Origin of the sequence: [Clostridium] citroniae WAL-17108, from assembly GCF_000233455.1 — a bacterium.
Lineage (GTDB): Bacteria > Bacillota > Clostridia > Lachnospirales > Lachnospiraceae > Enterocloster > Enterocloster citroniae.
The window spans coordinates 1-16075 of record NZ_JH376421.1; the positions used below are offsets into that span (position 1 = coordinate 1).

The 16075-nt window shown below is 52.2% G+C and carries 15 protein-coding genes and 1 pseudogene; 6 read left to right on the plus strand and 10 right to left on the minus strand.

Annotated features, from left to right (window positions below; genetic code table 11):
• The 4 genes and pseudogenes from HMPREF9469_RS10035 to HMPREF9469_RS10050 form a co-directional block, all read left to right on the plus strand.
• Positions 1-256, plus strand: a pseudogene (locus HMPREF9469_RS10035) (IS110 family RNA-guided transposase); the annotation flags it as partial.
• A gap of 300 nt (positions 257-556) precedes the next feature.
• On the plus strand, positions 557-1546 hold the full coding sequence (locus HMPREF9469_RS10040; RefSeq protein WP_007861579.1) for a LacI family DNA-binding transcriptional regulator: 990 nt from the start codon (positions 557-559) through the stop codon (positions 1544-1546).
• 166 nt (positions 1547-1712) lie between these two features.
• The gene (locus HMPREF9469_RS10045; RefSeq protein WP_007861581.1) at positions 1713-3128 is read left to right on the plus strand and encodes a PTS transporter subunit EIIC; all 1416 of its coding nucleotides are present in this window, start codon (positions 1713-1715) and stop codon (positions 3126-3128) included.
• Between the two features lie 31 nt (positions 3129-3159).
• Positions 3160-4578 carry a glycoside hydrolase family 32 protein gene (locus HMPREF9469_RS10050; protein WP_007861582.1) on the plus strand — a complete coding sequence of 473 codons (1419 nt, stop codon included), beginning with the start codon at positions 3160-3162 and terminating at the stop codon, positions 4576-4578.
• Here HMPREF9469_RS10050 and HMPREF9469_RS10055 read toward each other — a convergent pair.
• The 7 genes from HMPREF9469_RS10055 to HMPREF9469_RS10085 all read right to left on the minus strand — a co-directional run bounded on the left by HMPREF9469_RS10055 (position 4571) and on the right by HMPREF9469_RS10085 (position 12102).
• Entirely contained in the window at positions 4571-5245 is a 675-nt protein-coding gene (locus tag HMPREF9469_RS10055) for a FadR/GntR family transcriptional regulator (RefSeq protein WP_007861583.1), read from the minus strand. The two genes, HMPREF9469_RS10050 and HMPREF9469_RS10055, sit on opposite strands and share 8 nt — an antisense overlap.
• Positions 5246-5347: 102 nt before the next feature.
• On the minus strand, positions 5348-6427 hold the full coding sequence (locus tag HMPREF9469_RS10060) for an L-threonylcarbamoyladenylate synthase (RefSeq protein ID WP_007861584.1): 1080 nt from the start codon (positions 6425-6427) through the stop codon (positions 5348-5350).
• A gap of 90 nt (positions 6428-6517) precedes the next feature.
• Complete coding sequence (locus HMPREF9469_RS10065; protein ID WP_007861585.1) at positions 6518-7147, minus strand: bifunctional 4-hydroxy-2-oxoglutarate aldolase/2-dehydro-3-deoxy-phosphogluconate aldolase; 630 nt, start codon at positions 7145-7147, stop codon at positions 6518-6520.
• Positions 7148-7273: 126 nt separating this feature from the next.
• Positions 7274-8245, minus strand: coding sequence for a sugar kinase (locus HMPREF9469_RS10070; protein WP_007861586.1), 972 nt, complete (start codon positions 8243-8245; stop codon positions 7274-7276).
• Positions 8246-8293: 48 nt separating this feature from the next.
• On the minus strand, positions 8294-9907 hold the full coding sequence (locus HMPREF9469_RS10075) for an N-acyl-D-amino-acid deacylase family protein (protein ID WP_007861587.1): 1614 nt from the start codon (positions 9905-9907) through the stop codon (positions 8294-8296).
• 34 nt (positions 9908-9941) lie between these two features.
• Positions 9942-10574, minus strand: a complete 633-nt coding sequence (locus HMPREF9469_RS10080) for a helix-turn-helix transcriptional regulator (protein WP_007861589.1) — start codon at positions 10572-10574, stop codon at positions 9942-9944.
• A gap of 22 nt (positions 10575-10596) precedes the next feature.
• Positions 10597-12102 carry a sodium:solute symporter family protein gene (locus tag HMPREF9469_RS10085; protein WP_007861591.1) on the minus strand — a complete coding sequence of 502 codons (1506 nt, stop codon included), beginning with the start codon at positions 12100-12102 and terminating at the stop codon, positions 10597-10599.
• 373 nt (positions 12103-12475) lie between these two features.
• Between HMPREF9469_RS10085 and HMPREF9469_RS10095 the strand changes: the two genes are divergently transcribed.
• Both HMPREF9469_RS10095 and HMPREF9469_RS10100 read left to right on the plus strand, forming a co-directional pair.
• Positions 12476-13600, plus strand: a complete 1125-nt coding sequence (locus HMPREF9469_RS10095; RefSeq protein ID WP_007861593.1) for a D-TA family PLP-dependent enzyme — start codon at positions 12476-12478, stop codon at positions 13598-13600.
• A 43-nt stretch (positions 13601-13643) separates the two neighbouring features.
• On the plus strand, positions 13644-14111 hold the full coding sequence (locus tag HMPREF9469_RS10100; protein ID WP_007861595.1) for a RidA family protein: 468 nt from the start codon (positions 13644-13646) through the stop codon (positions 14109-14111).
• Between the two features lie 125 nt (positions 14112-14236).
• Here HMPREF9469_RS10100 and HMPREF9469_RS10105 read toward each other — a convergent pair whose 3' ends face one another.
• From HMPREF9469_RS10105 to HMPREF9469_RS10110, 3 genes are all read right to left on the minus strand, one after another.
• The gene (locus HMPREF9469_RS10105) at positions 14237-15058 is read right to left on the minus strand and encodes a 4Fe-4S binding protein (protein WP_007861596.1); all 822 of its coding nucleotides are present in this window, start codon (positions 15056-15058) and stop codon (positions 14237-14239) included.
• A gap of 135 nt (positions 15059-15193) precedes the next feature.
• Positions 15194-15334, minus strand: coding sequence for a CD1871A family CXXC motif-containing protein (locus tag HMPREF9469_RS32415; protein ID WP_007861597.1), 141 nt, complete (start codon positions 15332-15334; stop codon positions 15194-15196).
• Positions 15331-16068, minus strand: a complete 738-nt coding sequence (locus tag HMPREF9469_RS10110) for a TlpA family protein disulfide reductase (RefSeq protein WP_007861598.1) — start codon at positions 16066-16068, stop codon at positions 15331-15333. The genes HMPREF9469_RS32415 and HMPREF9469_RS10110 overlap by 4 nt, the downstream gene beginning before the upstream one ends.
• Between the last annotated feature and the right edge of the window lie 7 nt (positions 16069-16075).

Here is a 16075-nt window from a genome sequence, read left to right on the forward strand (position 1 = left end):
CGATTCCGGGGATTATTCTCAGAAGAGTGTGCATGTTTCCAAGCATGGCTCACCCGCTTTACGCAAAACACTGTACCAGGTCATGGATGTTCTAATTAAAACCAAACCGGATGATCCCGTTTATCTATTCATGGACAAGAAGCGCGCACAAGGTAAACCTTACTATGTTTACATGACCGCAGGTGCCAATAAATTTTTACGTATTTACTATGGGCGAGTGAAAGAATATCTTGCTTCTCTTCCGGCATCGGAATAACCAACACGTAAAACCTGTTTTTAGACCGGCATATCCTGGCGGTCTTATTTTGATACCCACTTTTCAACCTGTATAAATTTTTCAATGTTCTTTAAAATTTAGCTTGACTTTTTATTTGCAGGCTTATTTAAGGCCATGTTCTCTGATCGGGTGGGGTCTGTTCTGGGGCGTGTTTAATATGGTCTAGCCATTCCCCCCATGATCTGATATAATATGGACAACTATCATCTCTCGCCTGCCGCCATCCAGTATGCTGGCAGCATATTCCGCGATTCAGGCGTGCAACAGGAGGAATCATCCATGGTAACCATCAATGATGTGGCAAAACTGGCCGGTGTGTCCAGAGGTACTGTGTCCAATGTCATCAACCATGTCAAGGTCAGACCCGAATACCAGGAAAAGGTGGAACAGGCCATAAAGGACCTGGGGTATGTCCCCAACGCCTATGCCAGGAGCCTTAAATCCAACAGGACCCATACCGTGGCTCTCATTCTGCCCACCGTTTGGTTTCCTTTTTTTTCCAAACTAACCAATGATATGGAACAGGAGCTGCGCCGCCGGGGCTACAAGCTTCTGCTGTGCAATTCACAGAATGACTATCATCTGGAGCTGGAGTATGTTTCTATGGCAAAGGAAAACAAAGTGGATGGGATCCTGTCCATTACTTACAGCGATATTGCCCCCTATGTGGCGGATGCCAATATACCCATGGTGGCCATTGAACGCTATTTTAATGCCCATATTCCCTTTGTGAGCACCGACAATTTCCAGGGCGGCGTGATGGCTGCCCAGAAGCTCCTGGAACTGGGCTGCCGGCGGTTGGCTTTCATCGGCCGGCTTTCAGATAAAAACGGGGTCACCAAGCTGCGCCGGGATGGATTTGTAAGCTATTGCCAGGAAAATGACATCCCCTTTATAGAGTTATATTCGGAATCTGATTCCCAGGAATTCATTCTGGAGATCGACCGCTTTGTGGAGCAGGAATTTAAAAACAACACTCCATGGGACGGTGTGTTTACCGCGGCGGACCGGTATGCGGAATATATGATCGATTCCCTCCGTTCCCACAGCTGTCCGGCCGTGCCCGGCCATACCCTGCAGATCATTGGATTTGACGGTACCAAAAGTCACGCTAATGACCGGATCCGGATCTCCTCCATGCGCCAGCCTGTGGAAGACATAGCCGCCTATGCGGTGGACACCCTTTGCAGGCAGATCGCAGGCGAGGAAGTTGAATATTACAAACTGTTTCCCGTGACATTTATCCAGGGTAAGACCACTCGTATTTAGAGCGGTCTTATTTTTTTAATTTATCTCTTGACAACTTGGAACGTTCCATGTATACTAAAATCAAGAAAACATGGAACGTTCCAAGTTGTGCGCAATTAAACAATATGAAGCACCCCAACAATCATAAACCATCTGGAACCACTCAACAAAAAGGAGGATCTTACGTATGGATTACAGGAAAATGGCTTCCCAGCTTCTTCCCCTGATCGGAGGAAAGGAAAATGTATCCAAGGCTACCCACTGCGTTACACGTCTTCGCCTGATTCTGGCAGACAATACAAAGTATGACAAAAAGGCCCTGGAAGAACTGGACGGGGTAAAAGGGGTTTTCTTTAACAGCGGACAGCTGCAGATCATCTACGGGACTAAGACCGTGGACGCGGTCTATGAAGAATTCCTCATCATGACCGGATTGGGTGAGTCCACGGTGGCGGAGGTTAAAAAGGAGGGCACCGAGGATTTAAAGCCCCTTCAGAAAGCATTTAAAATCTTCAGTGATATCTTTGTTCCCATCATTCCGGCATTTGTGGGAGCAGCCATGATCGTGGGCATAAAATCCCTGCTTACAACAGCGGGTTTATTCGGACTGGAGGGTTCTCTGGCAGACCAGAGCAAACTGGTCGCGGACTTTGCCGCATGCCTGAACATCATTGCCGCAACCTTCACCTTCCTTCCGGTGCTGATCACCTATTCCGCAGTGAAGCGCTTTGGAGGCAACCCCATTCTGGGAATTGTACTTGGCTGTATCATGATCCATCCGGGGTTGATGGATGCCAACGCGGTTGCCGCGGGCGCTGTTCCCCAGTACTGGAGCCTTCTGGGCATACAGACTCCCATTGTTGGTTTCCAGGGCGGCGTATTCTCCGCCATTCTTGTCTCCTGGTTCCTTGCCAGGACGGAAAAGGTGCTGCAAAAGCATGTTCCCCAGGTGGTTTCCTTTATCGTGGTGCCATCCGTTACCCTTCTGATCTCAGGCCTTGCACTGTTCCTGGTATTCGGCCCCCTGGGCAATCTCATCGGACACGGACTGGGGATCGTCACAGATTTTCTTTATAACCGCTGCGGTATTGTGGGTGCATTTGCATTTGCCGCCCTGCTCCAGCCTCTGGTCGTTACCGGAACCCATCATGCCATCCAAGGCATTGAGGCCAGCCTGGTGGCCAACACCGGGTTTAACTACATACAGCCCCTGTGGTCCGTATCCATCATAGCACAGGGCGGGGCTTGCATCGGCATGTACCTGCTGGCTAAAAAGCGCTCCAAAGACCGCGAGATCGCCATGTCCTCCTTTTTCCCAACCCTGTTTGGAGTGTCGGAGCCGGCAATCTTTGCAGTCAACATTAAGGACTCCATGATTCCCTTTATCTGCGCCATCACCGGCGCTGGAATCGGAGGCGCTGTGATGAAACTTCTGGACGTGAAAGCGATCGGCTTTGCCCTGACCGGACTTCCGGGGCTGACCATTGTCTACCCGCCTGTGCTGGCAGGATATATCATAGGAAACCTGGCTGCATTTGCACTCCCCATTGTCTTTATCCTGGTGTGTGCAAAAGCCGGAAAGCTGGGAAATAAACAGCCGTAACCGGCGGATCAAACAGAAAGGCGGAACAATCATGGAACTGAAGAACTTTGACAAATATACGGCCATATCCAGGGAACACATCCCATATCTGCGTGACCTGGCCGCAGCAGTTTCCCAAAGCCCTTACCGGCCCGTGGTCCATATCTGCCCTCCCTGCGGCCTGTTAAATGACCCCAATGGCCTGTGCTGGTATGAAGGCTGGTACCACGTGTTCTACCAGTGGTACCCCTTTGGGGCAAGCCACGGAATGAAGCACTGGGCCCATGTGAAATCCAGGGATCTGTCTGCCTGGGAATGGTGTGATGAGATCCTGATCCCCTCACAGCCCTATGAAAAAAACGGATGCTATTCCGGAAATGCCTTTGTCAGCCCTGAGGACGGAAACTGTTACCTGTTCTATACTGCAAACTATAAAACAGAAAAAGGCCGGATCCCTAAACAGGCCGCCGCCATTATGAAACCTGACGGAACCATCTCAAAGTGCAGTAGAAATCCATTGATCGATGGCGCCCCGTCAGGCATGGGCGGTGACATCCGCGACCCCTTTGTATTTGAACAAAACGGCCGTTACTATATGATGCTGGGAGCCACGGACCAAAAAGGGAAAGGACAGCTGATCCTGTACTCAGGCTCCACGCTTCTGGAGTGGGATTATCTGGGGATTGTTCGGATTACAGAAAAGGGAAAGGAACTGAACCTTGGAACCATGGTGGAATGCCCCGGATTTATAAAGGCTGATGGATATGATGTGCTGATGATCTCACTGATCGGCCTTCCCCCCCAGGGAGACAGGTATCTCAATCAGTTTACTTCCCTTGCCCTTACAGGCAGACTGGATCTGGAACACATGGAATTTCGTGCAGAGCGCACTCAGGAGACGGACTGTGGTTTTGATTTCTATGCGCCCCAGCCGTTTTATGGAAAGGATAAAACGCCCATGGTATTTGGCTGGTTGGGGTGCGGGGAGCAGAAGCTTCCCGAGGACAGATACCACTGGCGCCATGGCCTGACCCTGCCCCGCTTATTGCAGGTCAGACAGGGGCAGCTGTATACTCCTCCCTGCCCTGAAGTCCTGCCCGCATTTGGCACTCCCATCCAGGTCCCGCCCCACCCAACTCCCTATTCAAACCCAAAAATTCCGGTGTGCCTTAACTGGTCGTTTGAAGATGACGGCCTTCCCCATGTCCTGCAAGTGGGAAGCAGTGAGGATTTCTGGTCCCTCACAGTGGACATGGCCCAGCGCAGCATCACCTGGGACCGAAGCAGTCTGAAGATCCCGGTAGACCCGGCTTACGGTTCCCTGCGCCGGTGCACCTTTGCTCCCTGCAGCCCCATGGAACTCCTGATCTGCCTGGACAACACCTTTGTGGAAATCTACGCAAATAACGGCGAGCGCGTCCTAAGCGGCAGGACCTACGAAGCCGGATCAGACGAAATCCCTGCTATTTGACCTCATCCTTATACCGGATATCATTAAACATCAGATGAAAATACATGGCCTGCTGGGCGTCCACGGGCCGGCGGTCACGGATGGCTTCAAATATCCTCCGGTGGGCTTCCCTGGTATTTTCATACTCTGTTTCCCGGACAGAACCTGCAAACACCTGGACTCCGTCCGTGATCACGGGAACCAGGTTGGTCATGACCAGATTATGGCTGCAGCCCGCGATCATGGCATGGAACTGGGAATCCTTTTCTGAATAATCTTCCCGTTTTTCCATGCACTCCTCCAATTCAAGCAGCACAGCTTCCAGGGCAAGAACATCCTCCGGAGTGGCATTCTGGGCAGCCAGGGCAGCTATGGGCGGCTCCAGCATGACACGGATCTGGATCAGGTCCTCGGTCAGCTTTCTTCTGTCCTCAATCATGGAAAATCCCAGGGGGTCATCCGCGACCCCATTCTTATCTGATATAAAGGTGCCGGAACCCTGGCGTATGGTGACAATATTCCTGGACATCAGGATGCGCAAGGCCTCCCGCACCGTATTCCGTCCCACTCCCAGAAGTTCCACCAGCTCCGCTTCCGTGGGAAGCTTATCTCCGGCCGTATAGCCTTTTTCCTGTATCATTCCCAGAAGTTTCTGGGCAGCGATCTCTCCCAGGGTCTGTTTTTCCATCTTGTCCTCCTTATGCTTTCCATTCACCTGATACCGGCCCTTAAGTTCCGATCCGGACATCTAAATTCCGAATCCGGCCCCTAATTTTCCTCCCAGGCCCACCTATACCCGCACGATCCTGTACCCCGCCGCTTTGGAAAGGCGGTTCATGATCGCCTGGCCCAGGTGGTCCTCCGTAAAGCTTTCGGAAAATATGAAATCCACCTTTAAATCGTCAAATTCCCTGAGAACCGCATACAGGTTATGGGCCACAGACGCCTGGCTCCTTCTGGCTCCAATGCTTCTGACCAGTCCGCGGGGGTATTCCGATGCTGATTCATCCGTACAGATAATGCCCACGCGAAAGCCAAGGGAACATTTTTCTTCCGCCAGCTTCCTGACCGTTTCCACCATACGCATTACCTGGTCCTGATCCATGGCCATGCCCTCCGGCTCCACCAGCGTAAGATCCGCCTTGGGCGCATAGTGCTTATATTTCATGCCCGGAGCCTTGGGGCGCACCCCCGGCGACATGGGGCCCAGGATAGCCGGGTCAATGGTTACCTCTCCCAGCACTTCCCTGAGCATCTCCATGGTGATGGCGCCCGGGCGCAGTACAGCAGGCACCGGTGACGACACATCCACGATAGTGGACTCCACCCCGATCCCCACAGGCCCGCCGTCAATGATCATTTCAATCCGCCCGTTCATGTCCTGCCACACATGATCCGCCGTGGTGGGGCTGGGACGCCCTGATGTATTTGCGCTGGGAGCTGCTATGGGAACCCCGGCCAGGGCTATGAGCCGGTTGGCGATGGGGTCATCGGGCATTCGCACAGCCACTGTATCCAGACCTCCCGTTGTTCCATAGGGAACCTTGCTGCTCTTTGGAAAGATCATGGTAAGAGGGCCGGGCCAGAATGCTTCCATCAGCCTCCTTCCCGCTTCAGGGATCTCCTTTACCAGGGGTTCCAGTTCCTCTGCACACGAAATATGGGCGATCAATGGATTGTCACATGGCCGCCCCTTTGCAGCATAGATCTTCTTTGCAGCGTCCTCATCCAGGGCATTGCCCCCCAGTCCATACACGGTCTCCGTGGGAAATGCCACAAGGCCGCCCTCCCGAAGGACCTGCGCCGCCGCTGACAGTTCCTCATCTTTTATATTCTCTCTATCCTTGATTATGATCCGTTTTGTCTCCATCACTTACCTCAGTATCCCATCTGTCTCTTTTTAGGCACAAAAACGCCGGTGCTCAATTTATTTTAGCACCGGCAGCTTTGAATGTAAAGTTCAGACATCAGAACCATTCACACGTCTTACGATCTCCCCAACATATTGGGATGCCTGTTCCCACTGGTTATTCTTCACATACTCTTTTGGCATCAGGTTGCTTCCGATCCCCACTCCTATGAACCCATTGTTTAGAAAGCATTCAATATTGTCCGCGGTCACGCCCCCAACAGCCACATACTCCGTGCCGTCAAACGGCCCCTTCAGGCTCTTGATATAGGAGGACGGCATATCCCCTGCGGGAAACAGCTTCATAATAGGGTATCCATATTCCAGGCACACGGCCACATCCGTTGGGGTGAGTACCCCCGGCAAAAGCGGGATATCGTACTTGCGGCAGAATTCCATGGTTCCCACCGTGGCGGAGGGCGTAAGGAAGAACTGGGCCCCTGCCTCCCATGCCATTCGGCAGCGCTCCGGCGTTGTCACTGTGCCGGCTCCCACATAGACCTGACCGCCGAACCGCTCTCTCATGATCTCGATCTGGCGGACTGCGCTGTCTGAATTCATGGCCACCTCAAACATGCGGACGCCTCCGCGGTACACTGCCTCCGCGTAATCCAGCGTTTTTTCCAAGGGTATGTTCCTCATAATCGCACAGATCTTATTATGTTCCAATATTTTCTTCATCTCCTGCTCCTTTCCCTGCAGCCCCCTGCCCTCAGTGGACAAGGGGACACACGGTTTTGCCCTTGTCCACTGAGGGTATGAATATTTTATGTTTCTATCCAAAAGACATTCCGCTGCCGGTCCGTCTTACCTGTAGACCATGGTGTTCCCCTTGACCGCCGCCTCCATCTGTTCCTGGGAGGGATACCCTTCCGTATCCCCATAGGTCTCAGTGGCAAGGGCCCCTGCCACGGCTCCCATACTGCCGCATTCCCTTATATCTTTTCCTTCCAGAATACCGCACAGGAATGCGGCATTAAACGCATCTCCGGCTCCCACCGGATCAACACAGCTGCATGGAAAGGCCGGGATCCGGACCAGGCCATCGCGGTCCCTCCGGGTGTTTTCAAGACTTCCCACATACGCTCCCTTTGCTCCGTCCTTTACAGCCACATATTCAGCCAGCCCCTTGTCAAACAGATGATCCATGATCTCTGACGGTTCTGCGGTGCCAAGGAGCGCCTGGGCCTCATCCGCACCCAGAAGCACGATCTGTGCTTTCATCATCATATCCCGGAGCATTGGCACAAAGTCCTTATCGCCCCACAGCTTCCTGCGGATATTGGGGTCAAAACTGATCATCTGTCCATGCTTTACAGCCAGGTCCATGGCTGCCTCCACCATCTCCCGGCAGTTTGTTCCAAGGACCGGGGTGATCCCCGTGAGATGGAGGATCCTGGCACTGGACAGATATGATTCATCCAGCAGATCCGGGCCCATGAAACTGGCTGCGGAATGTTCCCTGTAATAAAACACAGAGGTTTCTGAAGCATTTCTCACCTGCTTAAACATGATACCGGTTCTGTGTTCCGGGTCAAATACCACTCTGCTGGTATCCACACCCTCCGCCCTTATGCTGTTTCTCACAAACTCACCGAACTCATCTTTTCCAAGACTGCTGACCCAGCCCGCGCTGTGCCTCAGTTTGCAGACGCCAATGGCCAGGTTGCTCTCCGCGCCGGCGATCCGCATCCGGTAATTGCTGACATACCGCAAAAATCCCGTGGACTCAGGCGTAAATGCAGCCATGGTCTCGCCAATTGTAATAATCTCCGGCATATGTCTCTCCTTGTCTGATAATATAAAGATTCCCATCTCATATGGATGTTACCCCCTGGTGATACGAAGGTTCCTTCCGCAAAATTCTCCCAGGGGCTTTCCATCCCGCAGCACCACGTTTCCATTTACCATGCACACCGCCAGCCCCTCCGCCATCCTGGCCGGCTGGGAGAAGGTGGCATTGTCGCGGAAATGCTCCGGGTCAAACACATTGATATCAGCAAAGCAGCCTTCCTCCAGGCGGCCTCTTCCCTCAAGCTTCATCCGCCTCGCAGGCATGGAGGTCATCTTCATCACCGCCTCCTCCATGGTGTAGATCCCCCGCTCCCTCACGTATTCCCTGATGATCTTTGGAAATGCTCCATACATCCTGGGATGGGGCGTGTTGGTATCCGCGTAAATGGAATCCGATATAACTACAGAATAGGGCAGCTTTGCCACTGTGTCAATATCTTCCTGGCACATACTCATATTAATAATGGCCGTTCTTCCGTCCTCATCATGCATCAGGTATGCCGCGCAGTCCGCCGGATCCTCAAATCCAAAGTCCCGGGCCGCCTCCGTCACTGTTTTGCCGAGAAATTTTTCATTGTGCTTCCTTACCACTCCGGATATCAGGATCCTGTCCCACCCCAAGGTAATGGCAAAATTATCCCAGTCATCATAGGGCACGCTGCAGGCATCCCTGAACTCCCTTATGCCCTCCGGCGTTCCCATGCGCTTTAAGGCATTTCCCATGTCTCCCTTTACATACACCGGGGGAACCATGGTGGTCAGGGCTGTGGATCCTCCCTCGTAGGGATAAAAGTCGCAGGTCACATCCTGTCCCGCTGCCCTGGCTTCCTCTATGAGAGCAATAGCCCTGTGGATCTCCCTCTTCCAGTTGGCCATGCCGCAGGATTTAAAATGGCTGATCTCCACCGCGCATCCGGCCTTTTTCCCAATCTCTATGATCTCCCTGACACTGTCCACCATGCTGTCGCCCTCTCCGCGGATATGGGCGGTGACAACACCTCCATAGCGCCCAACGGGTTCCAGCAGCCCGGCAAACTCATCCGCTGTACTGTAACACTCAGGCAGGTACATAATACCCACGGATACACCGGCCGCCCCCTCTTTCATAGCGTCCTCCACCAATGCCCTGGCCGCCTCCATCTCCTCCCGGGTATAGGGGGTGTCTGCAAACCCCTTGACCGTTATCTTCACCGCACCGGTGCCGATCATGGAGGCAAAGTTGACAGGAAGCTTTATGTGATCCAGGGCTTCCATGTAATCATGGTAGGTGTGTATCCGGTTATCTGTAATGGGCCCCAGCACAGGCTCGTCAAACTCGTACATCTCCCTGGCCCGGTCGGGGTCAGAGCTGGCAGGCGTCATGGAAATGCCGCAGTTTCCCACCACGGTGGTTGTGATTCCCTGGGACAGGAGCACATCCCCAAACTCCCTGCTGTTAAACGGTTTTGCATCACAGTGCCTGTGTATATCAATGAACCCTGGAGTTACCGCCATGCCCTTTGCATCGATCACCTGGTCCGCACGCTCTTCCTCCATATGGGGTCCTATTTTCCTTATCCTGTCATTCTCTATATATAAATCTGTCCTGGCCGGTGTATTTCCCAGTCCGTCATATACCAGCCCGTCTTTGATCAAAACAGATCCCATTCTCTGTTTCCCCGCTTTCTTTTGCCCCTTTTGGCTATTGGGGCTCGTTCAGATAATTGTAAACAGTAAAACGGGAGATACCAAGGAAGTCCGCAACCTTCTCAGCCGACTTCTTAATAAGGAAGGCGCCTTTCTCATCCAGATAGCGGACCACCGCTACCTTGTCCTCCTTTGTCAGCATGGACAGCTGCTTTCCGGTACTCTGCACTGCATCCTGCATCATCAGATCCAGCAGCTCGTCCACATTGCTGGTAAATACCTCCTTGGTGTTGGTCTCAGCCCCATGGCCGCTGAGGGCCCTCATGGCTGCTTCCCCTATCAAAAGGCCTGTAATATCGAGGTTGATGCAAAGGCTTCCCTCCACCCTGCCGTCCTCGCCCCTGAAATACTTGCTGGAGGTACGCAGGGTCCTTCCGTCCTTGGTATAGTTGATATAACCATACTGGTCCTCAGGCATGGCTGTGCCCCGCAGGATTTCCAGACCTGCATTGGTTCCTCCCCCGCCGATCTCCCGCCCTGTCACATGGCCGTTGTAGATTGCCACAATGGTCTGGTCATACGGCAGAGTAAGGTCGTGAAGCACCACCTCGCAGTTAGGTCCGAACTGACAGGATATACACCTTGCAATACTGTCAAGCACCTCAAAATTATCTTTTACAAACCCCATGAATCGGTCTCCCTTCAAGCCCTTATTTTTCAGCTCCTCTTGATTCAAATACAAGAGCAAGTCTTTCTTCTTCGGACATTTCTTCTTTCTTTGTGCACAAAGAGACAATCACTTCCGCTGCCAGGGCAACTAAGGTTGCAGGAATAGCAGGTCCTGTGAAAATACCTGCCACCGCACTGGAAAATGCAGGTACCGCCAGATACAGGACACCGAATACGGTCCCGACTCCCACTGATGCCAGTCCGCCCTGCCAGGTGGAGCGTTTCCAGCACGCGCCCAGAAGCATGGCGATGGATACGCCGGGAATAATGGAGCCGATCACATTGCTGATATAACTCATAACATCCTTGGCAAACAGCGTTGCAAAAAAGGCTAACAGCAGGGTGGCCACGGTTGCGATTCTGGACCACCGGCCCACCTTTTCATCATCCAGCTGCTTTCCGGTTATGATGGGATAAATGTCCTGGATCAGGATCGTAACCCCGGCAATGGCATCGGAGTCACCGGATGACATGGTTGCAGAAAGTCCGGAAATCATGAACATCAGGCCCAGCATGGGTCCCAGCACCACGGTAGCAATATAAGTAAATGCAAAGTCCGGCTTTTCAAGCACTGCCTGGGCTCCTGTATTGGTTGCGATTGTAAATGCCGCCATACCAATAATAGCAGGAAGCAGTGAGAAAATCAACAGCAGCCAGCCGGAAAGGCTCAAGGCCCGAATGGCGGTCTTATCATCCTTGGCCGTATAGATACGCATACGGTAAGTGGGTGTTCCCAGACAGGGGATGGCAATGGAAAACATCAGTGAGAACAGCGCCATGGCTCCCATGGAGTCGATTCCATAAAAGCTTAAATTCCCTGCCTTTCCCGCAGCTGTAATGGTGTCCGTGATAGTCCCCCAGCCGCCCGCCATGGGAATGGAAATAGCCGTGATCGCTATGAACCCGAAAACCAGTATGGTCAGCTGTATCAGATCCGTCCACACCACGGCCAGATAACCGCCGATGATAACATAGATTCCAAATGCCAGCACGGCCACCATCTTGGAGGTGGTCAGGTCCATTCCGGTTACATAGCTCAGGTAAGTGGCGCCGCCGTTGATATGGTTGCCAAGCCATACCACCTCAATAATGTACATCATAAAACTCATGACAGCCTTTACCATCCTGTTTCCATTGTAATGGAACTGAGCCTCCTCCGCCATGGTCATCAGGTTCTTGGCCCTGAGCTTGGACTTCTTGGCCACCAGTACCAATGCCAGGATGCCCAGGGCAGCGCCCATCCCATAGGCGGAACCGCCAAAACCGTTCTTAAATCCGTTGGCCGTTGCGCCAATGGACGAACCTGTTCCGATCAGGGTCGCGCCCATGGTTGCAAAGATCAGGTACATGGGCATCTTGCCTCCGCCTGTGAGGTAATCCTTTCCTTTGGATTTGCCTCTGCTGCAGATAATGCCTACCACGATCATTAAAAGCACATACAGCATGAATCCAACAATAAAAAATGTAGCATGGGTCTTTGTTAACATACTCTTCCTCCTTAAGTTAAATGATGAGTAACATCCAGTGCCTGAAGGCACTTAAAACATTGTTGAACCCGTCTCTGAATTCTGCCAAAATTTTGAACAGTTCAACAATTTGTTTAATTTTATTGTAATGAGTATTCAACAAATTGTCAATATGCTTTTTTATTTTTTTGTGCATATTTATCTCTATTTCATTATATTTCAAATTTTTGTTGATATTTTTTGCAAATATTGTGTTGCGAATTTCAACAGTTTGTGTTATAACCATAATGAACAGTGTTTCTGATTCTGCCGCAATCCGTGTGCCTCAACCGACAGTGACTCGTCTGATTCGTCTAAATCGTCTGATGGCCGCGAGCAAATAAAGGAGGTTGTTATGGAGCAAAAATATCTGTTTGAAGAATCCAAAGATGTGATCACGCCGGCTCTTGTCTACTACCTGGATATCATCAGGGAGAATATCAAAAAAGCAGTCAGCCTGGCTGGCGGCCCTGAGAACTTGTGGCCCCATGTAAAAACACATAAGATGGCGCAGATGGTCCGCCTGCAGATGAGCGCGGGCATTACACGTTTTAAGTGTGCAACCATAGCGGAGGCCGAAATGGCCGCCAGCTGCGGGGCTGGTGATGTGCTGGTGGCCTACCCGTTGGTTGGTCCCAATATCAGACGTTTTCTTAACTTAACCATGGCATATCCCCAGGTACGGTTTTGGGCCGTGGGAGATGACGCCGGACAGGTTCATGCCCTGGGACAGGTATTTAAGGAATCCGGCTCCGTGGCGCGTCTTCTGGTGGATGTGAACCTGGGAATGAACCGCACCGGGGTAGCCATCCCTGACACAGAAGAATTTTTCACCCGGTGCGCTTCTATGGAGGGCATTTCCATGATGGGCCTCCACTGCTACGATGGCCACCGCACCGAGCAGGAGTTTAACCTGCGCAAACAGCATGCGGATGTAAGCGCCTCACAGATCCGTGAAGTATGCGCCCATATAAGCGACAGGGGATACTCCTGCCATACTCTGGTGCTGGGCGGATCCCCCTCCATGCCTTGCTATGCGGACTTTCCCAAGTCACCATATCATGCCTATTTTTCACCCGGCACCTATTTTATCAATGATTATGGATATAGTAAGAAATATCCCGACCTGCCCTTTACTCCGGGAGCGGCCGTGCTCACAAGAGTTGTCAGCTGCCCTGTGAAAGGCCATTTTACCCTGGATCTGGGATACAAAGGGATTGCCTCCGACCCGGAAGGAACCCGGGGCATCATCGCAGGTATGGATCATGTCCAGGAATTATTCCAGAGCGAGGAACACTGGGCCTTTGCCATGGAACCCGGCTATGAGGACCAGTGCCCCCAGGTAGGAGATGAGTTTTTTGTGGTGCCCACCCATATCTGTCCCACCAGCGCCCTATACCCGTCTGTTCCCGTGGTTGAAAATGGACATATGACCGATACATGGGAAGTCACGGCAAGAAACCGCAAGATCACTTATTAACATGTGTTTGAGAAAAATTTAAGATAAGAAAGGAATTACGATCATGGCAAACGTATATGATAAAATAAAAGAAAAAGGCATCACCCTTCCTGCGCCTCCTCCAAAAGGCGGAGTCTACACACCTGTCCGCGAATTTGGAACCAACTTATTATACTGTTCAGGCTGCGGTCCTGATCTAGGCGGCAGCACGGTCATTGGCAAATTAGGCAGGGACCTGACCGTGGAAGAAGGACAAAAAGCAGCTTACAACTGTGCGCTGAACCTTCTGGCTAATATTGAAGCAAAGATCGGCGACCTGAACAAGATCAAGCGCTTTGTCAAAGTCCTGGCTTTTGTAAACAGCGCAGATGACTTTGTCCAGCAGCCCCAGGTTGTGAACGGTGCTTCCAGCCTGCTGGTAGAGCTCTTTGGCGAGGAGATCGGCTGCCCCGCACGTTCCGCCATCGGGACCAATGCACTGCCGGGCGGCATTGCCTGCGAGATCGAGGTGCTGCTGGAGGTTGAGGCATAGAGTGTATTTCATCCGATAACAGAATATAATATCTTTGGAACTTTATCCTTGTAATGTGTATTGGATTTCAACAAAAAAGCCTTTGGCCGTACATGTTCATTAAATGTTATATTATGCAAACACCGCTATCTCCCAAAGGGCTTCTTCCAATGAATGGCATCCACCCCGCATTCCTTCATGCATTCCCCGCACTGGATGCATTCCATGTCCCCCACATGCCTGACATCCATCTTACAGGTGTGCACGCACAGTTTGCAGTCCGTACACACGTCATGGTCCACCTTCACTCCCAGCAGGGCTACCGGGGCAAAGAGGGAATAGACCGCGCCCAGGGGACATAGGAACCGGCAAAAGCTCCTGTACAGGAAACAGGCGCTGAGCAGGATCACAGCCAACACCAGCACCTTCCAGGAAAACAGGGCGCCGGCCAGGCTGCCCAGGGATTCATCCAGAAGGACCAGGGGGATGCCGCCTTCCAGTGTCCCTGCAGGACATATGTATTTACAAAATGCAGGGACCGGAACCCTGGTCGCCGCTTTTAGGGCAATGGGCAGCACGATCACAAACACAGCCAGGACCGCATATTTAACCTTGGACAGCGCCATGGTAAACCTGTTCTTCTTTATCTTGGGCAGAGGGATCTTATAAAGCAGTTCCTGCAAAAACCCAAAGGGACACAAAAAGCCGCAGATGGTCCTGCCCAGCGTGACGCCAAAAAGCAGCAGGGTTCCCAGAATATAAAAGGGCAGCTTCCTGTCCATGGCTGCCAGAGAATTCTGAAGGGTCCCCAGGGGACAGGAGCCAATAGCCCCCGGACATGAGTAGCAGTTCAGCCCCGGAACGCACAGGCCCTTCCGTTTACCTTTATAGATCGATACCTCAGCAAATCCCCTGAGGTTCAGATTATATATCAGTGCCGCACATAACTGTATGAGACGCCGTTTCATCTTTCCCTCCGATCCAGACCCCCACCTCTTCTGGTAGTGAATCATAATATGTTTTTCTTGGCAGGGGTCCTACATCTCCTTCCAATATAAAGCCTCCGGCGGACTGCAGAGGCGTACTTCAAATCACTCATTCCCTCACCCGATCCCGATACATTCCAGGCACACCCGGACCGCTTTCTGAAAAGCGTCACGGTAACCTCCCTGGGCCACCCCTATGCACAGGAATACCACTCCCAGGATGAGGAGAGCTGCGGCGGCCTTATTCTGTCTTGTCATAACCCCAGGGCCTCCTTATAGCGCTCATACATGGTATCCGCATCCACTGCCCCTGAGGAGACATGGGTCACCTTTCCATTCCCATTGATCACCACCGTGTAGGGGATCGAGTTGGTGGGATAAAGCATGGATACCTGGTATTCTTCATCCAGTGCAATGGGAAAGGTATAGCCATTAGCATCGGCAAAATCCTTGATCGTATCAGCATCCTCCCCGCAGTTCACTGCAAGGATGCCGATCTCATCCCCGTAATTCTCCTTCAGGCGCTCGAAGGCAGGCATTTCCTTGACACAGGGACCGCACCAGGTAGCCCAGAAGTTGATGATCACAGGCTTTCCCTTAAAATCGGAAAGGGTGACCGTGGAACCGTCAATGAGTTCAGCAGTAAAATCAGGGGCTTTATTACCGGATTTTAAGGGTTTCCCCGGCTGTGGCTCGATTCCGGCATCCCCTTCTCCCGCTGCCTGGTCATCCGCCTGTGACGTCCCTATGCCATCCCCAGCCTGTGACGCCCCAGCCTCAGCTACTGTCTGGGCATCTGTCTGCGCTCCTGTCTGGGCATCTGTCTGCGCCTTTGTCTCTGTCCCCTCCGCCGTGGTCTGCGCCTTTGTCTCCTGAACAGAGCCTGACGGACTGCAGCCCGCGGTCTGAAGGGCCAGGCACAGGATGAGCCCTATGGCGGCACCTGTCCTGATCACGGATCTTTTATGTACTGTAAAATGTTGTAATCTCATTCTGATT

Coding starts and splice junctions, on each gene's coding strand:
- HMPREF9469_RS10040 (WP_007861579.1), top strand. CDS start 557: ATGGTAACCATCAATGATGTGGCAAAACTGGCCGGTGTGTCCAGAGGT.
- HMPREF9469_RS10065 (WP_007861585.1), bottom strand. CDS start 7,147: ATGAAGAAAATATTGGAACATAATAAGATCTGTGCGATTATGAGGAAC.
- HMPREF9469_RS10050 (WP_007861582.1), top strand. CDS start 3,160: ATGGAACTGAAGAACTTTGACAAATATACGGCCATATCCAGGGAACAC.
- HMPREF9469_RS10085 (WP_007861591.1), bottom strand. CDS start 12,102: ATGTTAACAAAGACCCATGCTACATTTTTTATTGTTGGATTCATGCTG.
- HMPREF9469_RS10075 (WP_007861587.1), bottom strand. CDS start 9,907: ATGGGATCTGTTTTGATCAAAGACGGGCTGGTATATGACGGACTGGGA.
- HMPREF9469_RS10100 (WP_007861595.1), top strand. CDS start 13,644: ATGGCAAACGTATATGATAAAATAAAAGAAAAAGGCATCACCCTTCCT.
- HMPREF9469_RS10110 (WP_007861598.1), bottom strand. CDS start 16,068: ATGAGATTACAACATTTTACAGTACATAAAAGATCCGTGATCAGGACA.
- HMPREF9469_RS10080 (WP_007861589.1), bottom strand. CDS start 10,574: ATGGGGTTTGTAAAAGATAATTTTGAGGTGCTTGACAGTATTGCAAGG.
- HMPREF9469_RS10070 (WP_007861586.1), bottom strand. CDS start 8,245: ATGCCGGAGATTATTACAATTGGCGAGACCATGGCTGCATTTACGCCT.
- HMPREF9469_RS10105 (WP_007861596.1), bottom strand. CDS start 15,058: ATGAAACGGCGTCTCATACAGTTATGTGCGGCACTGATATATAATCTG.
- HMPREF9469_RS10055 (WP_007861583.1), bottom strand. CDS start 5,245: ATGGAAAAACAGACCCTGGGAGAGATCGCTGCCCAGAAACTTCTGGGA.
- HMPREF9469_RS10095 (WP_007861593.1), top strand. CDS start 12,476: ATGGAGCAAAAATATCTGTTTGAAGAATCCAAAGATGTGATCACGCCG.
- HMPREF9469_RS32415 (WP_007861597.1), bottom strand. CDS start 15,334: ATGACAAGACAGAATAAGGCCGCCGCAGCTCTCCTCATCCTGGGAGTG.
- HMPREF9469_RS10060 (WP_007861584.1), bottom strand. CDS start 6,427: ATGGAGACAAAACGGATCATAATCAAGGATAGAGAGAATATAAAAGAT.
- HMPREF9469_RS10045 (WP_007861581.1), top strand. CDS start 1,713: ATGGATTACAGGAAAATGGCTTCCCAGCTTCTTCCCCTGATCGGAGGA.